Source organism: Azospirillum lipoferum 4B (genome assembly GCF_000283655.1).
Taxonomy (GTDB): domain Bacteria; phylum Pseudomonadota; class Alphaproteobacteria; order Azospirillales; family Azospirillaceae; genus Azospirillum; species Azospirillum lipoferum_C.
In genome coordinates, this window is sequence record NC_016585.1 from 770,552 (window position 1) to 796,079 (window position 25,528).

General features: G+C 66.6%; 29 protein-coding genes and 1 tRNA gene. 5 read left to right on the forward strand and 25 right to left on the reverse strand.

Features of this window, described 5'->3' with window-relative positions:
• Positions 1 to 3 precede the first annotated feature (3 nt).
• The 10 genes from tatC to AZOLI_RS17215 all read right to left on the reverse strand — a co-directional run bounded on the left by tatC (position 4) and on the right by AZOLI_RS17215 (position 9,116).
• Positions 4 to 795, reverse strand: coding sequence for a twin-arginine translocase subunit TatC (gene tatC / locus AZOLI_RS17170; RefSeq protein ID WP_014188427.1), 792 nt, complete (start codon positions 793 to 795; stop codon positions 4 to 6).
• Positions 796 to 810: 15 nt separating this feature from the next.
• Positions 811 to 1,326 carry a Sec-independent protein translocase protein TatB gene (gene tatB, locus AZOLI_RS17175; RefSeq protein WP_014188428.1) on the reverse strand — a complete coding sequence of 172 codons (516 nt, stop codon included), beginning with the start codon at positions 1,324 to 1,326 and terminating at the stop codon, positions 811 to 813.
• A gap of 77 nt (positions 1,327 to 1,403) precedes the next feature.
• On the reverse strand, positions 1,404 to 1,643 hold the full coding sequence (locus AZOLI_RS17180; RefSeq protein WP_014188429.1) for a twin-arginine translocase TatA/TatE family subunit: 240 nt from the start codon (positions 1,641 to 1,643) through the stop codon (positions 1,404 to 1,406).
• Between the two features lie 154 nt (positions 1,644 to 1,797).
• The gene (gene scpB, locus AZOLI_RS17185) at positions 1,798 to 2,433 is read right to left on the reverse strand and encodes an SMC-Scp complex subunit ScpB (protein ID WP_014188430.1); all 636 of its coding nucleotides are present in this window, start codon (positions 2,431 to 2,433) and stop codon (positions 1,798 to 1,800) included.
• Positions 2,430 to 3,254 (reverse strand): segregation and condensation protein A, encoded by an 825-nt coding sequence (locus AZOLI_RS17190; protein WP_014188431.1) that lies wholly within the window; start codon positions 3,252 to 3,254, stop codon positions 2,430 to 2,432. Before AZOLI_RS17190 ends, scpB begins: the two co-directional genes overlap by 4 nt.
• A gap of 10 nt (positions 3,255 to 3,264) precedes the next feature.
• Positions 3,265 to 3,942 carry a site-2 protease family protein gene (locus tag AZOLI_RS17195; RefSeq protein ID WP_014188432.1) on the reverse strand — a complete coding sequence of 226 codons (678 nt, stop codon included), beginning with the start codon at positions 3,940 to 3,942 and terminating at the stop codon, positions 3,265 to 3,267.
• A 16-nt stretch (positions 3,943 to 3,958) separates the two neighbouring features.
• Entirely contained in the window at positions 3,959 to 5,041 is a 1,083-nt protein-coding gene (gene nagZ, locus AZOLI_RS17200; RefSeq protein ID WP_014188433.1) for a beta-N-acetylhexosaminidase, read from the reverse strand.
• A 19-nt stretch (positions 5,042 to 5,060) separates the two neighbouring features.
• A complete protein-coding gene (locus AZOLI_RS17205) occupies positions 5,061 to 6,116 on the reverse strand; it encodes an SPOR domain-containing protein (RefSeq protein WP_014188434.1) in 1,056 nt (351 codons plus the stop codon).
• Complete coding sequence (gene argS, locus AZOLI_RS17210) at positions 6,113 to 7,873, reverse strand: arginine--tRNA ligase (RefSeq protein ID WP_014188435.1); 1,761 nt, start codon at positions 7,871 to 7,873, stop codon at positions 6,113 to 6,115. The genes AZOLI_RS17205 and argS overlap by 4 nt, the downstream gene beginning before the upstream one ends.
• Positions 7,874 to 7,916: 43 nt before the next feature.
• Entirely contained in the window at positions 7,917 to 9,116 is a 1,200-nt protein-coding gene (locus tag AZOLI_RS17215; RefSeq protein ID WP_014188436.1) for a deoxyguanosinetriphosphate triphosphohydrolase, read from the reverse strand.
• A 192-nt stretch (positions 9,117 to 9,308) separates the two neighbouring features.
• Here AZOLI_RS17215 and erpA point away from each other — a divergent pair, with 192 nt between their 5' ends.
• The 4 genes from erpA to AZOLI_RS17235 all read left to right on the forward strand — a co-directional run bounded on the left by erpA (position 9,309) and on the right by AZOLI_RS17235 (position 11,338).
• Complete coding sequence (erpA, locus tag AZOLI_RS17220) at positions 9,309 to 9,665, forward strand: iron-sulfur cluster insertion protein ErpA (RefSeq protein WP_014188437.1); 357 nt, start codon at positions 9,309 to 9,311, stop codon at positions 9,663 to 9,665.
• 48 nt (positions 9,666 to 9,713) lie between these two features.
• Positions 9,714 to 10,487, forward strand: a complete 774-nt coding sequence (gene xth, locus AZOLI_RS17225) for an exodeoxyribonuclease III (RefSeq protein ID WP_014188438.1) — start codon at positions 9,714 to 9,716, stop codon at positions 10,485 to 10,487.
• 117 nt (positions 10,488 to 10,604) lie between these two features.
• A complete protein-coding gene (locus tag AZOLI_RS17230; protein WP_014188439.1) occupies positions 10,605 to 11,177 on the forward strand; it encodes a hypothetical protein in 573 nt (190 codons plus the stop codon).
• A 71-nt stretch (positions 11,178 to 11,248) separates the two neighbouring features.
• Positions 11,249 to 11,338: transfer RNA gene (locus AZOLI_RS17235), tRNA-Ser, on the forward strand.
• A gap of 314 nt (positions 11,339 to 11,652) precedes the next feature.
• Here the strand turns inward: AZOLI_RS17235 and AZOLI_RS17240 are convergent.
• The 15 genes from AZOLI_RS17240 to AZOLI_RS17315 form a co-directional block, all read right to left on the reverse strand.
• Positions 11,653 to 12,495 (reverse strand): head-tail joining protein, encoded by an 843-nt coding sequence (locus AZOLI_RS17240; protein WP_014188440.1) that lies wholly within the window; start codon positions 12,493 to 12,495, stop codon positions 11,653 to 11,655.
• Positions 12,496 to 12,578: 83 nt separating this feature from the next.
• Positions 12,579 to 12,926 (reverse strand): DUF2190 family protein, encoded by a 348-nt coding sequence (locus AZOLI_RS17245; RefSeq protein ID WP_014188441.1) that lies wholly within the window; start codon positions 12,924 to 12,926, stop codon positions 12,579 to 12,581.
• Positions 12,927 to 12,929: 3 nt separating this feature from the next.
• Complete coding sequence (locus AZOLI_RS17250) at positions 12,930 to 13,145, reverse strand: phage head-tail joining protein (protein ID WP_014188442.1); 216 nt, start codon at positions 13,143 to 13,145, stop codon at positions 12,930 to 12,932.
• 2 nt (positions 13,146 to 13,147) lie between these two features.
• Entirely contained in the window at positions 13,148 to 15,088 is a 1,941-nt protein-coding gene (locus tag AZOLI_RS17255) for a prohead protease/major capsid protein fusion protein (RefSeq protein WP_014188443.1), read from the reverse strand.
• Complete coding sequence (locus tag AZOLI_RS17260) at positions 15,085 to 15,420, reverse strand: hypothetical protein (protein WP_014188444.1); 336 nt, start codon at positions 15,418 to 15,420, stop codon at positions 15,085 to 15,087. Before AZOLI_RS17260 ends, AZOLI_RS17255 begins: the two co-directional genes overlap by 4 nt.
• Entirely contained in the window at positions 15,417 to 16,865 is a 1,449-nt protein-coding gene (locus AZOLI_RS17265) for a phage portal protein (RefSeq protein WP_044551568.1), read from the reverse strand. The genes AZOLI_RS17260 and AZOLI_RS17265 overlap by 4 nt, the downstream gene beginning before the upstream one ends.
• An 81-nt stretch (positions 16,866 to 16,946) precedes the next feature.
• Positions 16,947 to 18,812 (reverse strand): phage terminase large subunit family protein, encoded by a 1,866-nt coding sequence (locus tag AZOLI_RS17270; protein WP_014188446.1) that lies wholly within the window; start codon positions 18,810 to 18,812, stop codon positions 16,947 to 16,949.
• The gene (locus AZOLI_RS17275) at positions 18,799 to 19,344 is read right to left on the reverse strand and encodes a hypothetical protein (RefSeq protein WP_014188447.1); all 546 of its coding nucleotides are present in this window, start codon (positions 19,342 to 19,344) and stop codon (positions 18,799 to 18,801) included. Before AZOLI_RS17275 ends, AZOLI_RS17270 begins: the two co-directional genes overlap by 14 nt.
• A 358-nt stretch (positions 19,345 to 19,702) precedes the next feature.
• Positions 19,703 to 20,308 (reverse strand): hypothetical protein, encoded by a 606-nt coding sequence (locus AZOLI_RS17285; protein ID WP_162488249.1) that lies wholly within the window; start codon positions 20,306 to 20,308, stop codon positions 19,703 to 19,705.
• Positions 20,271 to 21,122 (reverse strand): hypothetical protein, encoded by an 852-nt coding sequence (locus AZOLI_RS31275; protein ID WP_014188450.1) that lies wholly within the window; start codon positions 21,120 to 21,122, stop codon positions 20,271 to 20,273. Before AZOLI_RS31275 ends, AZOLI_RS17285 begins: the two co-directional genes overlap by 38 nt.
• A 109-nt stretch (positions 21,123 to 21,231) precedes the next feature.
• A complete protein-coding gene (locus tag AZOLI_RS33065; protein WP_014188451.1) occupies positions 21,232 to 21,519 on the reverse strand; it encodes a hypothetical protein in 288 nt (95 codons plus the stop codon).
• 63 nt (positions 21,520 to 21,582) lie between these two features.
• A complete protein-coding gene (locus AZOLI_RS32565) occupies positions 21,583 to 22,290 on the reverse strand; it encodes a hypothetical protein (RefSeq protein WP_044551573.1) in 708 nt (235 codons plus the stop codon).
• A 255-nt stretch (positions 22,291 to 22,545) separates the two neighbouring features.
• A complete protein-coding gene (locus tag AZOLI_RS17305; protein WP_014188453.1) occupies positions 22,546 to 23,178 on the reverse strand; it encodes a hypothetical protein in 633 nt (210 codons plus the stop codon).
• An 84-nt stretch (positions 23,179 to 23,262) separates the two neighbouring features.
• Positions 23,263 to 24,039, reverse strand: coding sequence for a hypothetical protein (locus AZOLI_RS17310; RefSeq protein ID WP_014188454.1), 777 nt, complete (start codon positions 24,037 to 24,039; stop codon positions 23,263 to 23,265).
• Positions 24,040 to 24,093: 54 nt separating this feature from the next.
• The gene (locus tag AZOLI_RS17315; RefSeq protein ID WP_044551577.1) at positions 24,094 to 24,297 is read right to left on the reverse strand and encodes a hypothetical protein; all 204 of its coding nucleotides are present in this window, start codon (positions 24,295 to 24,297) and stop codon (positions 24,094 to 24,096) included.
• Positions 24,298 to 24,829: 532 nt separating this feature from the next.
• On the opposite strand from AZOLI_RS17315, the gene AZOLI_RS31285 reads away from it, so the two are divergent.
• Complete coding sequence (locus tag AZOLI_RS31285; RefSeq protein ID WP_162488250.1) at positions 24,830 to 25,327, forward strand: DUF4145 domain-containing protein; 498 nt, start codon at positions 24,830 to 24,832, stop codon at positions 25,325 to 25,327.
• The last annotated feature ends 201 nt before the right edge of the window (positions 25,328 to 25,528 follow it).

The following is a 25,528-nucleotide window of genomic DNA, read 5'->3' on the forward strand; positions in this document are numbered from 1 at the left end:
GCCTTACTCGGTCTCCGCCTTGGCCCGTGCCTTTTCGATGCGACGGCCGATGATGATGGCGATCTCGTACAGCCCGATCAGCGGAACCGCCAGGCTGACCTGGCTGATGACGTCCGGCGGGGTCAGGATCGCCGCGGCGACGAAGGCGCCGACGATGGCATAGCGCCGCTTCGACGCCAGCGCGTCGGTGCTGATGATGCCGACGCGCACCAGCAGGGTCAGCAGGACCGGCAGCTGGAAGGCGATGCCGAAGGCGAAGATCAGCGACATCACCAGATGCAGGTATTCGCCGACGCGCGCCTCGAACTCGATGGGCAGGGCGTTGCCGTCGCCGCCGGGATGGAACTCGAATCCCAGGAAGAAGCGCCAGGCCATCGGGAAGATGAAGTAATAGACGATGCCGGCGCCGGTCAGGAACATCACCGGGGTCGCGACCAGGAAGGGCAGGAACGCCCTGCGCTCGTGCTTGTACAGGCCCGGTGCCACGAACATCCAGATCTGGCTGGCGATGATCGGGAAGGAGATGAAGCAGCCGGCCCAGAACGCCACCTTCACATAGGTGAAGAAGGCTTCCGTCAGGCCGGTGTAGATCATCCGCCGCCCCTGCCCCGCCAGCAGGTCGGCCAGCGGCTGGACCAGGAAATTGTAGATCCGGTCCGACACGGCGTAGCACAGCAGAAAGGCGATCAGGATGGCGCCGACCGACCACATCAGCCGGTTCCGCAGTTCGATCAGATGATCGATCAGCGGCATCTTGCTGTCTTCGAGTTCGTCCTGATGCGTTTCGCCGGTCATGGTCCGTCTTCGACCTTAGGTCTGCTTATCGGTGGACTGGGCGGAGGCCACTTCGGCCGGCTGAGCTGCCGGTTGGGTGGCCGGCTGCACCGGTGCGGACTGCACCGGGGGCGGCTGAGCGGTGATCGGCGACGGGGCGGCGGAGGGCGCCACGCTGTCGGCCACCGTGGGGGGAGCCGCCGGCACCTGGGGCAGGTCCGGTTCCGGGGTGCTGCCGGCATGGCCGTTCAGCCCCACATCGATGCCCTTGGTGTCGAACGCCTTCCCCACCTCCCCCTTCGGGTCGATGGTGTCCTCCATCATCTTCTTGATGTTCAGGTCGCGGGTCTTCAGGGCTTCCTTGCGAAGCTCGTCCAACTCGGTCTCCCGCATCATATCGTCGATGTGGGTCTGGAATTCGCGCGCGACGCCTCTCGCCTTACGCACCCATTTGCCGAGCGTGAAGATCGCCTTGGGCAGATCCTTGGGCCCGATGACCACAAGGGCGATGACGGCGATCACCATCAGTTCGGACCAAGCGATGTCGAACATGTTCTTCCGGCTTCACGAATGCGGTGGGCAGGATGGCGCGCGAACGGAACACAGGAGGGAGCCCGCGCGCCCGCCGGTCAGCTGCGGACCGCCTCGTCCTTCTTGGTCGCGGTTTCGGCCGTGTTGGCCGGCTGGTTCGGGATGACCTTCGCGTTGGCGCCGGACGCGACGTCATCGCTGTCGTCCTGCAGGCCCGCCTTGAAGGACTTCACACCCTTGGCGAGATCGCCCATCACCTTCGGCAACTTCCCAGCGCCAAACAGCAGAAGAACGATCAGTAGAACGATAATCCAGTGCCAGATGCTGAAAGAACCCATGGCGCGCCTATCACGTTTGAACGGCCTTTGCGGCGGGCCGGCACTATGGCAGAAAGGCCATTGGGCCGCAACGTTCGCCCCACCATCCTTAACCGGTTGTCATTGAGGTTTCACGGGAATTCGCGAGGGGCTCCCCCGAAAAACGCGGTCCCGCTCAGGACTCCTCGTCGTCGCCGTCGTCGCCGGACCCAGCCAAGCCGCCGTCGTCCCCGGCCGTCCCGAGCCCCAGAAGCACCGGACGGCTGTCCAGCAGGCCGGCGGCGCGCAGATCGTCGACGCTGGGCAGGTCGCGCAGGCTTTCCAGACCGAAATGGTCGAGGAAATGGTCGGTGGTGATCCAGGTCAGCGGCCGGCCCGGCGTCTCCCGCCGCTTGCCCGGCCGGATCCAGCCATGCTCCATCAGCAGGTCCAGCGTGCCCTTGCTGGTCGCCACGCCGCGGATGGATTCGATCTCCCCCCTGGTCACCGGCTGGTGATAGGCGATGATCGCCAGGGTTTCGATGGCCGCGCGCGACAGCTTGCGCGACACCTCCTCCTCCCGCCGCAGTTCGGGCGCCAGATCGACCGCGGTGCGGAAGGCCCAGCCGCCGCCGGTGCGCACCAGATTGACGCCGCGCGGGGCGTAATGGGCGCGCAGCTCCTCCAGCAGCAGGCCGACCTCCGGCCCGACGCGGCCGGCCAGCGTCTCCTCGTCCAGCGGTTCGGCCGAGGCGAACAGCAGCGCTTCCAGCAGGCGCAGCCGGCCGATGCGGGCCTCCGCTTCCTGGGCGTCGGTGACTTCCTTGATCATGGTCCTTCAGAATCCGATGGGTCCGCAGGTCTGTCGCCGGCTCGGCGTCCGCGGACATAGAGCGGGGCGAAGGCGCCCTCCTGGCGCAGTTCCACCCGGCCGGCCTTCGCCAGTTCCAGGGTGGCCGCGAAATGGGCGGCCAGAGCGGAGCGGGTCAGCAGCCCGCCGCCCTCCCCGCCCGGCAGGAAGCTGGCCAGCGTTGCCCAATCCGGCATGTGGCCCAGCAGAGTGGACAGGCGCTGCACCGCCTCCTCCATGGAATAGAGGCGCACCGGGGCGATGTGCAGGACGCCGGCCTCCTTGCGGGCGCGCTGCTGGCCATAGGCGCGCAGCAGGTCGAACAGCGTGACCTCATAGACCGACTTGCGGCGCAGGTCCAAATCCTCCGGCGCACCGCGGGGATGCACGTCGATGCCCAGCCGCGGACGGGCGAACAGCTTGGCCGCTACGCCCTTCATCGCCTCCAGTCGCTGCAACTGGAAGGCCAGCGCCGCGGCCATGTCCTCGCCGGACGGCTCCTCCCCCTCCGGTTCGGGCAGCAGCAGGCGCGACTTGAGATAGGCCAGCCAAGCCGCCATCACCAGATAGTCGGCCGCCAGCTCCAGCCGCAGCTTCCGCGCCTCCGTCACGAAGGCGAGATACTGGTCGGCCAGCTCCAGGATGGAGATGCGCGTCAGGTCGACCTTCTGGTCGCGCCCCAGCGCCAGCAGCATGTCGAGCGGTCCCTCGAACCCGTCCAGAACCAGCAAAAGCTGTTCGGACGGCGACACCTCCGCCGCGGCGGGGGTATCGGCCTTGCGTTCGGCCAGCAAGTCGGCCATCGGAAAACCTTCAGTCGTTGCCGGTCAGGATGCGGATGAAGTCGATCACCGCATCCACCGGCGGCCCCAGCACCCAATGCATGACGCTGAGATCCATGCCGATCTGGCGCCCCAGCATCGGCAGCAGGAAGAAGGCCGCCATCAGGATCAGCAGCCCGAAACGCTCCAGCCGGGCCAGCGGCACCGCCAGGACATCGGGGAGGATGCCGACGGCCACGCGCCCGCCGTCCAGCGGCGGCAGCGGGATCAGGTTGAAGACCATCAGGATGACGTTGACCAGCACCGACACCTCGGCAGCGGAGCGGATCCACAGCTCGATAAAGCTGTTTTCCGGATTGACCAGCCGCCAGATCACCGCCGACGCCACCGCCAGCAGGAAGTTGGTGCCCGGACCGGCCAGCGCCACCCACACCATGTCGCGCCGCGGATGGTCCAGCCGGGCGAAATTCACCGGCACCGGCTTGGCCCAGCCGAAGACGAATCCGGTGGTGAAGTACATCAGCGCCGGCAGCAGGACCGTGCCGAACGGATCGATGTGGCGGATCGGGTTGAAGGTCACCCGCCCCAGCCGATAGGCGGTATCGTCGCCCAGCCGCCAGGCGACGAAGCCGTGCGCCGCCTCGTGCAGGGTGATGGCGATGATGGCCGGCAGGGCCACGGCCGTCACCTGGAAGATCCATTCCTCCATGGTCCGCTCCCGTCCGTCAGGTCTGGGCCGGGCCGAGAAGCTCGGCCAGCCGGTTCGTCAATGCCGCGATGTCCGCGGGTTCCGGCGCATGGCGCATCGCCTCGGCCCGCGCCCAGCGCTCCGCCGCGGCACCGCTCAGCACCGGAACGGCGCCGAGCAGCGACCGCATCTCGTCAAGTTCGCCATTGCAGTGGAGCACGACATCCATGCCCGCCGCCAGCACCGCTTCCGCCCGCTTGCGCGGATCGCCCTGCAGCGCGTTCATCGACAGATCGTCGCTGAACAGCAGCCCGCCGAAACCGATGGACGGCCCCCGCACCACCTCGCGCACCACGATGGGCGACGTGCTGGCCGGTGCGGTCGGGTCGATGGCCTTCAGAACCACATGCGCCACCATTGCCAGCGGCAAATCGGCCAGCGCGCGGAAGGGGGCGAAGTCGGTGGCCTCCAGCACCGCGCGGTCGGCCTCCACCACCGGCAGCTCGGCATGGCTGTCGGCGAAGGCCCGGCCATGGCCGGGGATGTGCTTGAGAACCGGCAGCACGCCGCCGGCCAGCAGCCCTTCGGCGGTGGCGCGGGCCAGCGCGATCACCACGGCGGGATCGCGCGAGAAGGCGCGGTCGCCGATGATGTCGTGCGCCCCCTCCACCGGGACATCGCACACAGGCGCGCAATCCACCGTGATGCCGACCTCCGCCAGCATATGGGCGAGCAGCCGGCCGTTGATCCAGGCGGCCTCTCGGGCAGCCTCTTGGGCCGCTTCGCGCCCGGCGTCGGCATCGCGCCCGGCCAGCGCGCCGAACACGCCCATCGGCGGATGGGCCGGCCAGTGCGGCGGGCGCATGCGCGCGACCCGGCCGCCCTCCTGGTCGATCAGGACGGGAGCATCCGGCCGGCCGACGCTGGCGCGCAGGTCGTCGACCAGCCGGCGCATCTGATCGCGGCTGTCGCAGTTGCGGCGGAACAGGATAAAGCCGAGCGGATCGGCATCGCGGAAGAAGGCCGCCTCGTCGGGCGTCACCTCCAGCCCGGCGCAGCCGAAGACGACCGCGCGCGGATGGACGACCGGGGTGATGGAGCCCGCAGGCCGATGGCCCACGGACTCGGAACCCGAAAAACTAGGGACGGACAACCACACACCCCACATTTTGCGCGCGCAGCTGGGCGCAGACCGACTTTGCCCGCGCCTCGTCGGCACCGGCGCCCTGCACCCGATAGAACACGCCCTTGTCGCCCAGATCGACCTTGGCGACCTGCATCGACAGGCCACCCAGGGCGTCCGGATAGCGTCCGGCGATACGGCGCCATTCGGCCGCGGCCTCGCCCTCGCTGCGCACCGAGGCGAGCTGGATACGCCAGCTTCCACTGCCGCCGGTCACGGTGGGGGCGGGGGCCGGGGCGGCCTTCGCCGGCTGCGGCGCCGCCTTGGCCGGGGCGGCGGGCAGCGATGCCGCCTCCAGCTTGGCGATCAGCTGGCCGACCGAGGGGGCCGCGTTCTGCTGCTGTTGCTGCTGTGCCTGGGGCGGCGGAGCGGCCGGCGGCTTGACGGCGGCGACCTGCTGCTGCGGAGCCGCGGCGGGCTTGGCCGGAACGGCGGCGGGCTGCTGCGGCTTGCCGGCCGTGCCGAGCGGCAGCTGTGTGGACGGCGTTTGCCCCTGCGGCGTGCCGGCCGGCACAGCGGGCAGTCCGGGCGCCGGCTCGGGTGCAGCCAGCGGGGCGGCGACGCTGTCGCGCGGCACCGTGGCGGTGGCCCCCGGCGGAAGCTGGCCTACCGACGGCACCGACGGCAGGGGCACCACCGCCGGCATCTGCGGCGTCACCACCGGACGGGGCAGCGGCACCTCCGGCGGAGGCAGCAGCCGTTCCACCGTTTGGCCGCGTCCGCCGTCATGGTCGCGCAGACGTTCGTAGGCCAGGATGTCCTGGTGCGGCACCTCCAGCCCGCCCGGCTGGTCCGGGCGCGACTTGACCGGACCCGGATCGGCGGTCAGCAGCGGCGGACCGTCGCCCGACAGCCGCGCAGGCCCGCGCAGGCCGACGACGGCCGCACCGGCGAACGCAACGACGCCGACCACGGCAAAGCCAAGCGCCATCAACCCGCGCTTGTTCGCGGACTGACGGGGCGGCATCCCATAGGGATTGGCCGCGTAGTTGACGTCGCCGTCGTACTTCATGAACGCAATTCCTCCACCGGCTCGACACCCATCACCGCGAGGCCCGAGGCGATGACCGTCGCCACCGCGGCAATCAGCGCCAGACGGGCCGTCGTCAGTTCCGCATCGCCCTCGATCAGGAAGCGCAGCGAGGTATCGTCGCGGCCCCGGTTCCACAGGGCGTGGAAATCGCTGGCGAGATCGTAGAGGAAGAAGGCGATGCGGTGCGGTTCATGCGCCTCCGCCGCCGCCTCGACCACGCGCGGCCAGGTCGCCATGCGCTTGGCGAGCGCCATCTCCTCCTCGGCATCCAGGCGGGCGAGGTTCGCCGCCGCGGCCAGGGCGGCCGGCGCCTGGTCCAGGTTCGGCAGGGCCGTCGCGGCATGGCGCAGGACCGACCGGCAGCGGGCGTGGGCGTACTGCACGTAGAAGACCGGGTTGTCCTTCGACTGCTCCGTCACCTTGGCGAAGTCGAAGTCCAGCGTCTGGTCGTTGCGGCGGGTCAGCATGATGAAGCGGACCACATCCTTGCCGACCTGATCGATGACATCGCGCAGGGTCACGAAGGTGCCGGCCCGCTTGGACATCTTCACCGGCTGGCCGTTCTGCATCAGATGGACCAGCTGGCAGAGCTTCACGTCCAGCGACGCCTTGCCCTCGGTCACCGCGGTGGTTGCCGACTGCATGCGCTTGACGTAGCCGCCATGGTCGGCGCCCCACACGTCGATCAGGCTGCCGAAGCCGCGCTTATATTTGTCGAAGTGATAGGCGATGTCGTTCGAGAAGTAGGTGAAGGAGCCATCCGACTTCTTCAGCGGCCGGTCGACGTCGTCGCCGAAATCGGTGGACTTGAACAGGGTCTGCGGGCGCGGCTCCCAATCGTCGGGCTTCTTGCCCTTCGGCGGTTCCAGCACGCCGGTGTAGATCAGGCCGCGCTCCTCCAGCGCCGTCAGCGCCTTGTCGACCGCACCGGCAGTCACCAGCGCGCGCTCGCTGCTGTAGACGTCCATGGTGATGCCGAGGACGCCGAGATCCTCCTTGATCCAGCCCATGATCATGGCGATGGCGAAGTCGCGGCAGGCCGGCAGCCAGTCGGATTCGTCGGTGCCGACCCAGCGGTTGCCGTCACGCTCGGCCAGTGCCTGACCGACCTCCTTCAGATATTCGCCGGGATAGAGCCCGGCCGGGATCTCGCCGACCTCCTCACCCAACGCCTCGCGGTAGCGGATGAAGGCGGAGCGGCCAAGCACGTCGACCTGCGCGCCGGCATCGTTGATGTAGTACTCGCGGGTGACGGCGTAGCCGGCCTTCTCCAGCAGCGAGGCCAGCGCGTCGCCGAACACGGCGCCGCGGCCATGGGCGGCATGCAGCGGGCCGGTCGGGTTGGCCGACACATATTCCACATTGACCGGCGTCTTGCGCCCGAGGTCGCTGTCGCCATAGGCGGTGCCGGCGTTCAGCACGTCGCGGATGCGGTCGCGCCAGACATCCGGCGTCAGGCGCAGGTTGACGAAGCCCGGACCGGCGATCTCCACCGACGCCACGTCGGCGCGCCCCTTCAGCTTGGCCACCAGCAGTTCCGCCAGCACGCGCGGCGCCATCTTGGCCGGCTTCGCCAGGATCATCGCGGCGTTGGTGGACAGGTCGCCGTGCGAGGCCTCGCGCGGCGGCTCGACCGTCAGACGGCTGCTGTCCAGCCCGGCGGGGATGGCACCCTCGGCGGCCAGTTCCTCCAGCAGCTTGCGAATATCGGTCTCGAAGGCCTTGAAAATATTCATCGTCTCAGGTCGTCTTTTCAGGAGGTCACAGGAGCCTCACGGCTCAGGTCTTCACATGCAGGTCGAACAGCCGGTCATGTTCGGCCAGCGCGTAGCGGTCGGTCATGCCGGCGATGTAATCGGCCACATGGCGGGCACGCACCGCAAGGTCGGCGTCGCCGCCATGCCTGGCAATGTCGCGCTGCCATTCGGTCGGCAGGGTGTTGGGCTCGTCCATGAACAGCTGGAACAGGGCGCGCACCACGCGCTTGCACTTGCTCATCTCGCGGTTCACGCGATAGTGCCGGTACATGCGCTGGCGCAGGAAGGCGCGCAAGGGCCGCTGCGCCTCCAGCATCCCGTCGGAGAAGCTGACCATCGCCACCGGCAGGGCGCGCAGTTCGGCCGCGCTTCCCGGCCTGTGCTCCGCCAGCCGCCGCCGCGTCTCGGTCACCAGATCGACGACCATGGCGTTGATCATCCGCCGCACCGTCTCGTGGATCAGGCGGGAGCGCTCCAGCCCCGGATAGCGGTCGCAGACCTCGCGGACGAGCGGGCCGACCAGCGGCAACTCCGCCACCTCCTCGACCGTGAACAGGCCGGCGCGAAGGCCGTCGTCGATGTCATGGTTGTTGTAGGCGATGTCGTCGGCCAGCGCCGCCACCTGCGCCTCGGCCCCCGGATTGGTGTGCAGCTCCAGATCCCACTCGCCCTGGAAGGCGGCGATGGTGGTCGGCAGACGGTGACCGGGAAGCAGCGGCAGCAGCGGGCCGTTGTGCTTGACCACGCCTTCCACCGCTTCCCAGGTCAGGTTCAGCCCGTCGAATTCGGCATAGCGCCGTTCCAGCCGCGTCAGGATGCGCAGGGTCTGGTCGTTGTGGGCGAAGCCGCCATAGGGCTCCATGCAGGCGTTCAGCGCGTCTTCCCCGGCATGGCCGAAGGGGGTGTGACCCAGGTCGTGGGCCAGCGCCACCGCCTCCGCCAGATCCTCGTTCAGGGACAGCGTGCGGCTGATCGACCGCGCGATCTGCGCCACCTCCAGGCTGTGGGTCAGCCGGGTGCGGTAATAATCGCCCTCGTGATAGACGAAGACCTGCGTCTTGTGCTTCAGCCGGCGGAAGGCCCCGGAATGCACGATGCGGTCGCGGTCGCGCTGGAAGCACGAGCGCGTCGGGCTTTCCGGCTCCGCCACCAGCCGCCCGCGCGTGTCCGCCGGGTTGCAGGCATAGGGAGCCAGCCGATCGTGAAAACAGTCCTCCGTCATGGGCCGGACACTACCGGCGGGGGGACGCGGGTGCAACGGCGAAGGCGTGCTATGCCCCGGCCCCAGGGCCAGCGTCCGAACGAGCGTGCCAGAAGCGCAACGGTTCGGCGCAATCGTGCCCATACTTTGACGAAGGCATCGTTCCCCCTTACATTTGTGGCAACTCCCGCATCGCACCAAAGGGGCCACCCCATGCCCGATACCGCACTGCCCACCGAAGCCCGCATCCTCGCCGTCAGCGAGAGTGCCGCCAAGCGCGTCGCCTTCCTGATCGCGCAGGAGGGCAATCCGAAGCTGATGCTGCGCCTGACCGTGTCCGGCGGCGGCTGCTCCGGCTTCCAGTACGGCTTCAGCTTCGACGAGACCACGACCGACGAGGACCATGTCTTCGAGAAGGACGGCACCAAGGTGGTGACCGACGACGCCTCGCTCGACCTGCTGGCCGGCGCCACGCTGGATTATGTCGAGGACCTGATGGGCGCCGCCTTCCAGATCAAGAACCCGAACGCCAGCGCGTCCTGCGGCTGCGGCAACTCCTTCGCGGTCTAAGGCCGCCGTCTGAAGCCAAAGATAAAGAAGAGAAGGCAGGCCTGTTTCGTGAAGATCGCCACCTGGAACGTCAACTCGGCGAAGGCCCGCCTTCCGCTGATCATCGACTGGCTGCGCACGACGTCCCCGGATGTCGTGCTCTTCCAGGAAATCAAATGCGAGACCGCCGCCTTCCCCGCTGCGGCGTTCGAGGAGCTCGGCTACCACGTCAATGCCGTCGGGCAGAAGGCCTACAACGGCGTCGCCTTGCTGTCGAAGGCTCCGGCCGAAGACGTGCTGACCCGCCTGCCCGGCGAGCCGGAGGACGAGCAGGCCCGCTATGTCGAGGCCACCGTGTCCGGCGTTCGCATCGCCTCGCTCTATCTGCCCAACGGCAACCCGGTGCCGGGGGAGAAGTTCGCCTACAAGCTGCGCTGGATGGATCGGCTGTACGACCATGCCCGGACCCTGCTGGCCCGGGAAATCCCGGTGGTGCTGGGCGGCGACTACAACATCATCCCCGAGGCGCGCGACGTGTTCTCGCCGCAGGCCTTCGCCGGTGACGCCCTGTTCCGCCCGGAGTCGCGAGCCAAGTTCCGCGCCCTGTTGAATCTCGGCCTGACCGAGGCCTACCGCGCCCTGCATGACGACGACCGCGCCTATACCTTCTGGGATTATCAGGCCGGCAGCTGGCCGCGCGACAACGGCCTGCGCATCGACCATTTCCTGCTGTCGCCGCAGGCCGCCGACCGTCTGGCCGGCTGCAGCATCGACCGCGGCCCGCGCGGTCTGGAAAAGGCGTCCGATCACACCCCGGTGGTGCTGGAACTGCGCGACGCCTGACCGCGGCCTGTGGAATCCGCGAAACAACAGCATTTTGTTAAAACTCTTGCCATTAAGATGGCTGCGCGGCCGGCATGACAACCGGCTGCCATGGTCACAGGGGGAGCGAAGGGCGGCATGGCGTGGGGGCGCGACACTGGCCGGGAAGAGGTAAAACGGCTGCTGGCGGCGCTTGAACGTCAGGCGACCGAGGCGTCGCGGCTTGCCGAGCGGGCGCAACGCGACATCGGCGACGACCGTTTCGCCTCCTTCATCGATTTCCGCCGCAAGGTGGAGGAAATCCGCGCCCTGTTCGCCCTGACCGAGGAGCGGCTGCAGGGCGTCGACGAGTCGCGGCTGAGCGACCTTCGTGCCGAGTTCGAACGGATGGACCTGCTGCTGACCCGCATGCTGGTGCGGGCGATGCGCAACTATTTCTCCGGAATGCGCCAGGATCAGGTCCTGCCCATCGGCGCCCGCGAACTGTTCGAACCGGAGCTGCGCAGCATCGACCAGACCCGCGCCCGTCTGCTGAGTCCGCGCTATGCCGACCGGGTGGCCGCGGATGTGCTGGACGATCTGGACGCCACCGCGGAGCTGATCCGCAAGACCATCGCCCGCGCCCCCAGCCTTCCCGACTTCTCCGACAGCCCCAGCCCGCCCAAACCGACCCGGCGCCTGCGCACGCTTGGCCGCCCGATCCGGAATTGAGGGGCAAATCGCAGCACCTTGCGCGCGACACTTGACCCACCGCGACGCATTCGCTACTCCCGTGGGCCTGGGGAAGAGTGGCCGAGTGGTTTAAGGCAACGGTCTTGAAAACCGTCGTAGGTGTGAGCCTACCGTGGGTTCGAATCCCACCTCTTCCGCCAGAATTTGAGGCCAGCGCGTTGATTTCAAACAGAAATCCGCTCTGGCCTTTTTCATTTCCCCACGCTTTACCCCACACTTTGAAGCGGATTGGGACGGCTGTTTGCGGACGGTCGCGGATGGTGCGAGGGGAAAGGGCATGTGCGTTACAGGACTCGTGTAACGCATAAATCGGCCCGTCCGTCAGACGTACAAGACCCCCTCCCGCCGGCTGTCGCCCTCGTAGACGCTGGGGCCGGTTTCGCCGGCAAGGATGCGCCCCACGGCCATGGCCGCGGTGACGTGCCAGCGACACTGCGATAGTGGAGCGTTGCCCCTACTTGCATTGCAGGTCCCACGCGAAAGGTGCCGCCCCCTGATAAAGCGCGGTCGCGGCGACCACGGCGAAGGGTTGCCCCTCGAACGTCACTACGTCCCCCGGCTTCGGCGCATTGGTGCAGCCGGCGGCGGTCAAGCGATCCTGCATGATGATGATCCGCCGGGTTCCGGTCACGACGGCTCCCGCCATGGCGTCGTCATAGCCCGCCATCCCGGCCAACACGGGATAGTCGCGGGCGAAGGTCAGCGTCACAGGCGCCCCGGCAGCGGCGGGCGCGGCCAGCGCCGGGGCGATGCCCGCGCCGTCGAAGCGGCCAGATGCGGCTGTGGTGCTGGTGGTGATGGTGTAGACCACAGCCCCGATGGTTACGCGGTCGCCCGGCCGAAGCTGGCCGCCTACCAGGGTGCCGGCAATGTCGATCGACACAGCCCCGGCCGGCGCTGGTGCCGCCATGGCCCATTCGCTGCCCCGTGGGGGGTTCTGGTCTCGCCCCTCCCCGGACACGCTCCGGTACAGGATCGGGGCGCCCCACAGCACGCCACAGCTCCACACCAGCCCGTGCGGGTCATCCTCGGGGTGATAGGGCGTGCCGGTGATGGTATAGGCCATGGCGCCCACCCGGAACACGCCGCCAGCGGCAGGATCTGGCACCTCGGACGCGCGCACGTCGAAAGAGAGGCTGGAGAGGTAGACCGTCACCGGGCCGAACTTCACCGGCTTGCCGCCACCCTCCCGGATGACGCGGCAGGGGGTGGGCGATCCGCCGGACGGGGTGTAGGTCGCAGCCTCCCCGAAGGTCAGGAAGGACGGGGCGACGGCGAAGCGGTCGAAGTCGATCATGGGGCACCGGAGGGGAAGATAGAGGGGGCGCGGCCTTCCCCGGCCGGGGTCGGGCGGGCCGCGCGCCCGTCATATGTGGCGGATCAGGACGCGGCGACGGTGGACACGCCGTCCAGGCGCACCTTGACCGTCCCGGCCCCGTTGCCGGCGGCCTGGATGGCGGCACCGATGGGATAGCGGCCGGTGCCCGGCGCATCGCACCGATGGTTGGTCGCATCCCAGGACACCAAGCCCCCGGCCGCAATGACCGCCGTGCCCAGCTTGGGCAACTCGTAGACGCCTACGATTGCCAGCGACACCGGTTCGCCTTCGGTCGCCGTGGTCGCGGCCACGCCGAACAGCGCGCCAACGATGACGCCGCCCCCGCTGGTGACGCCGCCGGCCGGGGCCGCGACGTTGATCGAGGCGCCGTTGTGAACGAAGTTCTTCATGGGTTAGATCCCCTTACTGGATGAAACGCGGATGAAGGAGGCGCGCGGCGCGGTGCCGGCGGCGGCGATCTGCCGATCAAGGGCGGCCAGGGCGGCGGCCATTTCGGCGTCGCTCTTGAACTCCGTCTCCTTGCCGCCGTAGACCACGCGCCGCGCGCCGCTGTAGCGGGCCGCCTGGAGCGCGTCCCGCCACGAAATGAGGTCAGCCAGCGCCGCCATGGTCAGCCGTTGCCAGCGTTGTGGTGGGCGCCCCGGAAGTCGATGACGCCATAACCGAAGTCCAGCCCGGCCCGGACCTTCACCGCCTGGGTATCGAAATCGGTTTCCGTCTTGATCTGCGGACCTTCGGACCCGGCCACGTAGCCATAGACCACGGTCGGGCAAATCGCGGGGTCCGCCATCACATACCAGCCGTTGCCGGTGATGTTGGCGTCGACAATCAGATCCATCATCCCGGCCCAGGGGTTGGTGTCGCCGGCCTTGGCCGGGGTGATGCTCGCCAGAACCTGCCGCCCCTCCAACTCCTTGTCCGGCCCGACCACCAGGAACCGCGGCGTCAGGTTGAGCGGGATACCGTCCAGCGACTTCATCTTGCGCAGCGCCGCCACCGCGGCGCCGACGCTCGCAACGGTGATGGCCGCACCGGCGGCGGCCTTGTTGCCGTGGTCGGCGTGGAACAGCGTCTTGCCGTCCGACATGACTGGGTTGACGGTCAGCAGGCCATAGACCAGCCGGTTTTCGTCCGCCGCGGTGCGGATGGCGATCATGCTGGAGAAGTCCGACAGCGCCGACAGATCGTCGTTCACCAGGGCGCGGCGCCCGATGATGATCCCCGTGGCGAACTCGGCCGCGGAGACCTGTTCCCGGTTCTCCGACATGGTGCCGTAATTCACCTCTCCCGACTCGGCGAGGTTCTGGAAGGACGGGAAATCCCCCACGCGAAGGAACTTGTGCGGCTTGAAATCGGTGAAGCCGCGCCGGGCCGCCCACTGGCGATAGGTCGGGTTGGCGGCGGCGTAGCGCGCCAGCAGGATCTTGTTGCCGGCGTCGGCCAGCAGCAGCGGGAAATCCCCGGTGGTGTGCGCCCCGATGGCGCGTTCCATCAGCGCGTTCTGGTCGAAGCGGTTGAAGCGCTGCCCCCGCGCTACGGCCAGTTCACCCACCATGTCCAGCGCGCGGTGCCCCATGAACTCGCGCGCCCGGCCCTCGGGCTTCACCAGACCGGGAGCGAGGCGGGCGGCCAGCGCATCGGCCATGCTCCGGCGGATGGCGCTGGGGTCGGTGTGGTCGGTGCCGATCATGATCGGCGCGGCGTTGGAAATGGCGACGCCACCGCGGCGGGCCAGATCGGCGAAGGCGGCGGCACGGGCGGCCTCGACGGTGGCGCCGTTGTCGATCAGGCTGTCCGCGAAGCTGGCCGGCAGACCAGCCACATGGGCGATGGTGCGGATTTCCCGGTTGATTTGGGCGCGGGTGCCGTCCGTCGGGGGCGGGTTGCCGGCGGCGGGCGCGGGGGCAGGTGCGGGGGCCGGCGTGGGGGCGCCGTTGTCGTTTTCCGCGTCACGGACGCATCCGCCGAAAGAGGCGCATCCCTTCGGCGTGGCGCACGCCTCGCACGGCTTGAAATCCGGGTTCGGGTTCGCGGTGGGCATGGTGGTGTTGCTCCTGACGATAGCGCCCGCATCAACGGGCACGGGGGTGAAACTCAGCTCGTAGGGTTCCCAGGCGACGGCGCGGAAGACGCGCAAGCCGTCGCGGCGCCCGACCACCTGCCAGCGGGTGACGCGGTAGCCGAGCGAGACGCCGCGGACGATCCCGTCGCCAACGTCCTGCATCAGCTCGTCAGCCGCCGGCTTGCGGGAGAAGCGCACCGTTGCGTGGATCTGTCCGCCGGCCGCCAGCGCCGCCGTGTTCACCACGCCCACCGCGTTGTCGGTGGTAGCGCGATGGTCCTTCAGCGCCGGCCCGCCGACGAAGCGCGCAAGGTCGGCTCCGGCCGCGTCCAGTTCTTCAATCCAGGCTTCGGCCGTGCCGTCCGGGGCCGGGGCCTTGCGAACGGCCGGGGCCAACCCGGACAGGGCCACCACATCGACCGTGCGGGTCTCCCGGTTGAGCGTGGCCGGGGTGGTGCCGCCAAGCGCGCGGGTCAACGTGTTGCTCATGATGCGAGTCCTCCCGCGCTGGTGACGGTCACGGCTCCGAGATGTCGGGTCGGATCGTCCGTCCAGACCGACACCCGGTCGCCACCGCGCACGACAAATCGCTCAATGACGAAGGGGCAAAGGATGGCGTCCCCGGCGGTCGCGGTGGCGTCCGGCCCGATGGCAATACGGCACGGGGCCGAGCAGGCGACGCGCACCACCCCAGCGGCCAGCGGCGGCGTGTGGACTGCCAGCGGGCCGTCGGCGGTCCACCCCAGGGCGTGGGTGTCGCCAAGGCGGATGTAGGGGAGCGGTTCGCCATTCTCGAACCGGGCAGCCTCAATGGCGCTCATGCGTCGGCGTCCTCTGCGATGGTGGGGGCGGCGTCGAGCGGCGGGCCGCCGCTGTGACTTATGCCGATGTTCAGCCCCAGGCGCTTGGCGCGGGCGGTATCGGCGGCGATCTCCGCGTCCACCTGTTCGGGGTCGTAGCCCAGGCCGGTGACGACTTGGGCGCGGCTCTTAAAGCCAGCGTTGACCATCAGGATCTCGGCTTCGGCGTCCTTCTTCGGGTCCACCCATACCGGTTTGGGCGGTAGCCACTCGACGCGATGGAAGGCCGCCGGGTTCGCCTCGTAGGCGCGGAAGTCGATCAAGCCGGACAGCAGGGCGGTTCGGATGAAGCGGTCCCACACCGGCCGGCAAAGGCGATAGACCAGAACGTTGTGCTGCCAATGCTCCAGCCGCTTGCGGAACTCTACAAGCCCGGCCCGGATCGAACTGTAGTTCACCCCGGACAGGTCGCCGGTCAGCAGCTCGTAGGGCACGCCAAGCCCGGCGGCGATGGCTTGAAGGTGGCTCTTGACGAACGCGCTGTAGTGCCTCGACTCCTTCGGGTCGAAGAACTCAAGCGACGTTCCCGGCTTCAGCGGGAGGATGGTCCCCGGCTCCAGACCGATGTCCAGAACGCCGCCATCAACCTCCCCCTGCAAGTCGCCTGCATCGCCGCTCGGGTCCACCAGCGCCGCACACAGCAGGTTCGCCAGCTTGGCGCGCACCAGGGCGGCGTCCTGAAGCTGGTCAATCTCATGCACTGCCAACAGCACGGGCGCGAGCCACGACAGGCCGCGAAGCTGGCCGGGTTCCATCGGGTTGAACAGGTGGACCATATCCGCGGCGGCGATTGGCACCGGGTTCCACAGCCCGGCCAGCGGCGTCATCGGATCGTCCGGGCGGGCGGGGAGGACGTGATAGGCGATCCGCCGGCCGGCGGCGTCGAACTCGATACCGCCCCGAATGCGATTGTCCACCAGCGCCGAAAGGGTTTCGAGCGGGACTTGTGCCGGATGGATCACCTGGATCTGAAAGGGCACCTCCAGCCAGTCGCCGGGGCCGGTGGTGACGAACCGGGCGAAGCTCTCCCCCGCTTCGACCATCTGGCGCACCATGAGCGCCTGCATGGCGTAGAAGTCGCCGAAGCCGTCCACGTCGCATTGGTCGGTCCAGCGCGCCCACAGGGCATGCAGGGCCTCGCGCGTCTTCGGGTCGGGGTGTTGCGAGGATGGCTTGATGCCCGGCCCGACGATGTTCGTCACCAGTGCGTTCACCGCCGCGGTGACGTGGGCGTTGTTGCGGGCGAAATAGGCCGCCCGGCGCTGGATCGTGGCGGCGGTCGCCAGAATGTCGCTGTTCAGGTTGCTGACGGTGCGGGCGTTCGCGAGGCGCCCACCGCCGGCCGCGTCAAGCGAGCGGCGGCCGGCGGTCATAGCGGAAATGAAGCGGCGAACAGTCCCAAGCATTGGTGCCCCTCGAAACAGTCGAGTGGGGCATTTTAAAGGACTTTAGGCCGAAAATAAAGAAAACAAACCTATTTAGGACTATTAGCCTTTTTGTAGATAGCTTGACCGGATCGGGGAGCGCGCCCGCGGCGTCGGCGCAACGCGCACCGGCCCGGCCGGAGCCGCCGCCCGCAAGGGGGCAACCGCCAGCCGGCCCGCTTCCCGCTCAAGATCCAGCCCCATCGCATACAGCCCATGCAGCGCGGCCAGCGCATACACGTAGCAATCCAGGGCCTCGTTGCGCGCCTTGTCCGGCAGACGCCATTCCCGCACCGGATGACCCTTGCTGTAGCGCGTCACCACCCGTTCGGCCGTAAGCTGGGTGAACCACGAGTCCGACAGTGAGGCGTCAAAGCCGATGTAGCCGGGCGCCCCCGACTCTGTATTGCGCAAGCGCCCGTAAAGGGTGCTCTTGCACTCGTCCACGCCCACGGAAAAGACGTTCGCGCCCCCTTTGCCCTTGCCGGCCCGCTTTGGCCAGATCGGCACACCGGGGCCGCCGCGCCCCTTCACTGCCCAATAGCGCTCTCTCGCGTGGGCGCGGCAGTAGGTATAGACCGTGCTGGTATGATGGCCGCCAGAGTCTACGCACACGGCGCGGGGCACCAGATCGGGCACAGCTCGGGCGTGCGGGATCGGCGTGTGCAACAGGTCGTCCAGATCGGTCCATACCTGTTTCCCGCTGGGGTCGCCGTACAGGATGACGTGCTTGAAGACGGTGGATCGTTCATCCACATGCCACGCGACGAACTGAACCTCCAGCCGGTCGTCCTGAACGTCCACCCCCACCGTTACCAGAAGCGTGTCCGCTGGCAGCACGCCGCCGTGGTCGATCCGCCGGCCGGGCAAGCCTTCATCCTTCAGCCCTTCGCCGTCTTCAACGCGCCAGGTCTCGGCCAGCACGGTATTGACGAACACCCGCAGCCGGGGGGGATCCTTGCGCGCCTTGGCATGGTGGGCAGCCATTGCGCCATAGCGCAGCCAGGGCGAGTAGAGACCGGAAATCCAATAGCCGGCCATGGTGGGGTCTCCGCCTTCAGCCGTTGCCCGCCATTCGCCGTTGCGGAGCTGTTCGGGCTTGTCGAAATCGTCGTGGGGCCGTCCACAACTCGGGCAGACCAGCACGGCCTTGTCCGGCTGCCCCTTGGGCCATTGGATGTCCGCAAAGGTGATGACGAATGCGTGTCCGCACTGAAGGCAGGGCACGAAATACTTCTGCTGCGAAGTCTCCAGATAGGCGCGGGTGATCCTGCACGTCCCCTCGTCCAAGGGCGTGCTGGTCAGCAGCGTCTTCGCCGTGTGCGGGTAGGTGTATTGCCGGGCCGACACGAGGTCGAGTACGTCGCCCTCGTCGGTCGATCCGGGGAAGGCGGACACCTCGTCCAACAGGGCGAAATTGATCGGGCTGGAGCGCAGGGGGGCCGGGGCGTTTGCCCCGGTGATGATAAGGTCCCCGCCCCCGATCAGCCGCTTGTGAAAGGTCGTGTTGCCGCGCTCGCGGCTGCGCTCCGGGATCAGTCGGGATTTCACCTCGGGCACCATGGCCATGGCCGGATCGAGGCGGGACGTGATGACGCGCTTTGCCACATCAACCGTGGGCCACACGCACATGATCGGCTTGGGATCGTTGGCGATCCAGTAGCACACCGCCGACAGCAGCAGCTCCGTCTTGCCGAGCTGGGCACCAGCGCAGACCACCACCGTCTTGATACCACTGGTGGTGGACAGATCGTCCAGTGGCTTGCGGAAGTAGGGGGTGGCGTCGAAGGAGAATTTCCCCGGCAACGCCGCACTGGCATCCAGCTTGCGGTGCGCTTCTGTCCATTCGGACGGCGACATGTCCGGGGGCGGGGCCAACCCGGCCGCGACAATCGCCAGGGCGCGGGCTTCAAGATCAGCGGTCAGCATGGGCGGCCTCCGACAACTCGCGAAGGTGGGCAGTCACGAACTTGCGCAGCGTCGCCGTCAGCGTGGCGCCGTCGACCTTCAGTTCCGCGGCCATGTCGGGAACCACACGCTGCGCCCACGCCATCCAAGCATCCCGGTTGCGCCGGCCATGCTCGAACAGCACGCGGTTGATCTCAGCCCATGGCGCCACATCGCCGCGGGCGAGTTCCAGCGCCAGCCGGGCGCGCTCCACCTTCAACCATTCGTGTTCGGTGCGGGCGGCGATCAGGTCGCCGTCCTCCCCGCCCTCTGCATCGCCATCCGCCGGCGCGGGAACAGGCGGCACCAGGGCGGGGCGGGCCTTGGCCTTGGATTGGGCGACGCGCTGGGTAGGGTCGAGTTCGCGGCTCATCCACTCCAGCGCAGCGCCCACGTCCACCTTGCCGTCCGGCGTGACGGGAAGGCCCTTGGCGGCAAGCTGGGTGATGCGGGGCCGGCTCAAGCCGACGCGACGGGCGAAAGCCGCTTTCGTTTCGATGACGGGTCCGGGCATGGGGCACCTCGGGATCGTTAAGAGAAGGTGCGGCTTAGGGTTGTGCCCGTTAAGCCTTAACACCGATGACACGCTAGGAACGTGATGCGGCCGTCAGCCCCGACTGCCCTTGGTGTGGGGGGAAGGACCCTTCCGGCCCGACCGTCCCCCGGCCCGCTGTCTCCTCTGCAGGGCTACCAGAACGCCGTCCAGTTCGGTGTCGCGGGCGGGAACCTCTCCGATCACCCTCAACGCCGCGTCGATGCGGGAGCGCCGCAGAGGCCGGCTGTCAAAGATCACGGGCGCAAGCATCTGCTCGATCAGGCTGTGACGGGAAACCGGGTGGACCATCTGGGGAAATCCTTCGGGTGACGTAGCTTCAGCGGGAGTGGTGGGGACGTTCGCTCTTCAGGGCGAACCCGGCGGCAGCCAGCAGCTCGCGCACGGCCGCCTTCTGTGCGTCCGTCGCCGGGGGTGTGGCGTCGTCTTGCCGTTGGCGGGCCAGCATGGCGCGGGCGCCGCTGTTGCCCTTGGCGAGCACGTTCAGCCGCTCCCATTGCGCCCGCAGATGTGCCCGTTCGCCGTCCAGGGCGGCGGACAGCTCCGGCCAACTCGGCCACCACATCGGCCGGTCGGCGGCGGAGAGCCGCTTCATGACCCGATCCAGCGCACCGGGGTCGTTGATGATCGCCGCGGGATACTCGGCCCGCAGGATCGAAGAAACCGCACCCATCAGCTTGCTTTCGGGCGGCAACTCCTTGCCGGCGCAGAGGTTAGCCAGATGCGCCACGAAGGCTTCCGCCTCTCCTTGGGTCGCCGGCCTGGAACGAACCTTCAGCACGCCCAACGCATGCACCGCCTCGCGCTTCATCGCGTCGGTGATGACGGCCGGCGGCTGCCAGGGAAGCGGCCGGTTCTCGGTCCCATGCTCGGTGAACACGACGGTTTCAGGCGTCTTCAGCGCAGCCTGCAAGGTCGCGGTCAAGTATTCGCTGGAAGCGGTTTGCTGGGGCCGAAGGCCGTACGGATTGAATTCCACGACGTTGCTCATGCGGCGTTCCTTCGGGCATCGGGCGGTTGCGGGTGGCGAGTGCGTCGGCAATGGCTTGGTCGAAATACTCCAAGCCCCTCGGTGGCCCTTGGGCGCGTCGACGTGACATGACCCGCTGAATAGCCGGGTAGATGTCCGTGTCGGGGTCTGCGCCGTCGGCCAGCCACTGGGCAACGCGGCCCCAGTTGCCGAACCATCGGGGATCATTCTCGACGCCGATCAGCCGCAGAACCTCGCGACCGACCACCGTGACCGACGCGCGCGCGTCATCAGCAGGAAGATCTTCTGTATTCTGGAGTCTGAGATCTGTCGCGCGCAGAGGCGGCAACGTTGCATCCGGATCATGCAACGTTGCATGACCGTCGCGGGTAGGGTCGCCGTCCGTTTCTGCAACGTTTCCGTCACGCTCATGAGCGGGCTTCTTCGCGCGATGGCGCTTCGACCGCTCATTCACATCGTCGGTCTTGAACTGGCGCTTGTCCCAAGCTGACAACCGGTCGCCGTCAAGAACAACCCCAGCCATAGCCGTGCGGATGGCTTCCACAGCGGCGCCCTTCAGATCCAAGGCAGCCCCGGTCAGACGGTCGTTCCAGCCGGTCAGAGTTCCGCGGGGTTCGGCGCCCGATGCATGGCACAGCATCGCCATCCAGACGGCCAACACGGCATGAACCGGCTGCTCCGTCTCAATGGCGATCATGCGCCACTTCGGGTCATTGACGGTTTCGTTGTAGAGGCGGAGCCACTTCATACCGGACCTTCGCGGATGGGGCATAAGCGGAGTATCGGATCGGGCCGGTACGCTGCTTGATCGGCACCCGCCACAAACGGCGGATGACTGCCGGGCGGGTGGGGCGTCGTTACGCCCCGGCGCCGCCGGCCAGCGCGGCCAGGAAATCAGCCGGCGTGGTGGTGATGATGCGGCGGCGACCGACGGTGACGGACTGAACCGTGCCATCGGCGATCATCTCGTAGAGCTTCGAGCGCCCCAGGCCGGCGGCATGGCACCATTCGTTGACGGTGTAGCCCACCTTGTGGACGCGCTGGGGGGCACTGGGGTTGGAGACAGGCGGCTCGGCTTGATCCAGGCAAACCGGGGGCGTTTGCAGCCGGGGGGTGCGCCCCGGCCGCTCGTTCAGTGCGGTCATGTTCAACTCCAGAAGGTCAGAAGGGCCGCCCCGGTAAAAGGCGGCCCAAGGCGACGCACATAGTTACATGTCGCCGCGCAGGCGGCGGGCGTGCAGGCGGACGTTGAGGCGGCGGTCCACCTCGGAAAGCAGATCAGTCACATTGATCATGTTTATGGACCGAACCGGTTCCACGACATCGGGGTCGATGTTGATTTTGCGGAGACGCTCGGTGAAATGCTGGCAGGCCAACACGGTGTTGACTTCAGGGCCATCCACGAGCATGGCCTCTCGACCTACCATCTGATGTGCGGGCGGGAGCACCCAGATCAACGGCTTCGCCTTACGTTGATCCGAGCGATCCAGGATTTCCGCATTAAAATAGAGCCACGGATAGTCGACGAAGCGACCGTATTCCGCCTGGGTTTTGATTGACGACTCTTCAACGTAACGGCCCTGCATGCCGTCAAACATGATGGCGTGCCGCGTTTCATCATCGAGAGCATTAAGGCGGTGCGTCGCGCATCCCTCCATGTAGCCAAACAGATGACGGACAGCAGCAGCGGTCCCTTCGCGCGGCATATGCAAATTGACGGTCATATTCAGAGCGTATTCATAGACATGACCAATGCGAAACTTCGGCCGGGCCGGGTTTTCGTCGATACGCGGCAGAGTAACCAGACCATGACGTTCCAGGTTCTTGCGGAAGTCGGGGAAATTGTGGTGGCCCAATGCAAACGCCACGTCGGCGTTGTCATAGCTGGCCTTTAAGATGTCAGGAATGTTGTGCATGGTAGCTCCGTGGCAGGAAAGTGCGTATGGTTGACGCGATTGGTTCTCCGCAAGCTACCACAGTTCTACTGCGTGTCAAGTGTACACGTAATGGCGCGTCAAATAAGAATGGCGGCTCCTGCTACCCCTCAACGTCGTTTAGGGGGTAACGACGTTGAGGGGGGTAAGAAATTTGAGGGGGCAAAAATTTTGCGGGGGTATGGCCGAGTACAGGCGCCAGCGCGAAGGGGGGGCAAGGCGCGGGCCTCCCGTCCGTCAAAGTCGTGGGGCGGTTCCCTCATGAAGCCGCTCCAAGAACTCCGTGGCCTGCCGAACGGCTTCGATCAGGCAGGCGCCATATCCTCCCTCCAGCCCCAGGGGACCGGTCGCGACGCGGAGCTTCACGATGGCATCGGAGAGGGTCGACGGGGCGGTTTCATGGATCGCCTGTGCGATGTCGGCGATTTCCTCGCTGAAGGCGTCCGACTCCTTCACCGTGAGATGGTCGGTCGACGTCAACAGGCCGGCGGTGATGCGGTCCTCGGCCTGGACGAAGGTCAGCCCCAGCGCGGGAATGACGGTCGATCGTGCCAGCGCTAGGGAAGCCGGCGTGTCGGTCGGGACGTTCAGCCGGCGACGGACTTCGGCTTCAGCGGCGGCCTTGGCAGCCTCGAAGCTGTCGGCCGGTCCCCCGGCAACCCCCGTCATGAACTGTGGGCCGGTGTGCAGCTCCCACGCGATGAGGCGCGGATGCGGCCCGGCCGGTGGGATGTCGAAGGCGATCAGCTCATAGGCGTCGACGATGGCGCGCTGGGCACTGGTAGCGCTCCACATCTCCGACAGCTTGCGCCAGACGATGGGCAAGGCAGGGGCGTTCGCGCCGGCCGGCGCGTTGCTGGGGATCGACATGGGGAATGCTCCGGTGGGTTTCCGCCGCGGTGGCGGATATGAGGAATTGTCCGATCTTGGCGGATAGTTGACGGGTGGTGGCGATCAGGCGGAAGGGGAGGAAGAGTGGTCCGGCCCCTTAGCCGGCTGTTCCCGGCGGCGCCGGTCGATGCGATCCACCAAGCGATCTCCGGGCCGGATCATGCTCCAGAGCATGCCGGCGTGCGGATCGTTGTCGACGATGTCGTGAAAATCCCTGTCCGGGTCGTCGCCGAACACGAGCGCATTCCAAGCGCAATCTGCGTCGATGTACTTGGTCAGCGCATAGCGAAGCTTGATTTCGGTCCCTTCAAGGGTCTTCGGGATGAAGGCCTCGATGCGCTCGCCGATGGCGTCGACCATCTCGCAGTACCGGTCGGTCTCGCCATCGGGGGCGCACTGGTAGGCCGTGGCGGCGGCCTGGAAGGCGTCCCAGGCAAACAGCAGCTCGCTATCCAGATGGGCGCCCGGCCGGACGCCGCGCTTCGGCATGCCGTTCACACAGGCAGGAATGACGCGGCTGCCAGCGCCGTTGTTGTTTGGGTCCGAAGGCGTGTCGGTCAGCAGCCGGCGGGCCTTCGACTCGGCGGCGGCCTTGCCGTCGTCGGTGGTATCGAGAACGCCTTCACCCAGGCGCTTGCCGTCCTTCTCGACGGTCCACAGCACGATGCGGGGCCAGCCGCTACGGGATTGGGAGTCGTGAACCTCCAGCGCGTAGGGGCCGGCCTGTGCGGTGGAGATGATCACGGAGCCGCCACCGGGGCCGGGAAGGTGGCGGGTGGTCCAGGTGATGGGCGTAGCTGGGGCGTTCGCGCCCGTGGGCGCGTTGGTGATGGTCGTCATGGTGGGAGGCTCCTATCGGCAGCAGTGCGCCGCGGCGGCGCACTGGCGGGTGGATCAGGCGGCTATAGCGGTAGGGGTGGCATTGGGCAGATGGTCCAGCTCTCCCCGGTCTTCCTCAGGCTCAAGGTCCGGGTCGCCGTCGCGGGCGTCCAGCTCGGCAACCAGGGCGTCTATGGCGGCTTCGATCATGGGGCGGGGCCAGCGCGCCAGCAGGGCCGGCGGCGGGCAAAGCTTGGGCGTGGCGAGAAATGCTCGCATGAGGTGCCTACCTGTTGTCTGAATGCTCAAAGCCGTCTACACTGATAACAAGTTAGGGATAGACGTTATCCCTGTCAACAAGGTTGTTAGCAATGATAACGCCCGCTCAGTGCCGGATGGCGCGTGCTGCCCTTCAGATCGGCGTTCGTGATCTAGCGGAGTCTTCCGGTGTGTCCGCCATGACAATCACCCGGTTTGAGACTGGCAAAACCAAAGGCTATGCCGAGACGTTGGAAAAGCTCCAGCGCGCACTAGAAGCGGCCGGCGTCGAGTTCATCCCAGAGAACGGGGGCGGGGCCGGGGTACGGTTAAGAAAGGAAGTATTGTGATTTCTAGACTCTGGAGAAGCCCTTTCTCTGTTCTTCCTAATTGGCGATGCCCAAGATGTGAAAGGGGGCATTTTCAGTTAGATGGAGAAGTTAAAGCCAGATACCCTCTTGGTTGGGAGGAGCATATTAGTATACACGAAGTTTCGGGATATTTTAGCGCTTCGATGATTTGCTCATACAAGTCGTGTGGACAGGATTTGTTGGTGCATGGTGAGTTCGATATGGATTTTGATGGTACTGTAAATGACTATGGGGATTACGAATTGGTTGAGATGCTTTATCCAAAATCTATAATTCCCGCAATACCAATTATTGATCTTCCAAACGAAATTCCAGTGAAAACTAAAAGGCAGTTTGAGCGCAGTTTTTCTTTATTCTGGATGGATCGGGCGGCGTGTGCATCAGTTTTAAGAACCGCTATAGAAAGCATAGCTGATGATTTGAGGATACCAAGGGAGTGGTCGAGAGGTCATTGGATGACTTTGTCGCATCGGATAGGAATTTTAAATCAAACTCACCCACCACTCGCCGATGCATTTCATGTAATTAAGGATTTAGGCAATCAAGGCGCCCACACAGACGAAGTAGATACAGAAAGATTGCTTAAAGCTTTTGAGTTAATGGAGATTGACTTGGATGAGATATACAGCAGCAAGAAAGCGGCACGAACTAGGTTAATTGAAGAACTAAGAAAAAAGTAATCGAAAAGTGCTGTTGGAGTGTTGATCCTGACCCTTACCATTGTGGAGGGTCGGGGCGCCGAGAATGCCGATGTCGGTATTTCCGACACCAGCTCGGAGACGTTGATGACCCTCTCCATGGTGGAGAGGGTCATCAACGTCGGGAGTAGCCAGCGCCCTGGTAGCGTCCATACTGCGAATGCTATCCGTCAGCGCTCTTGA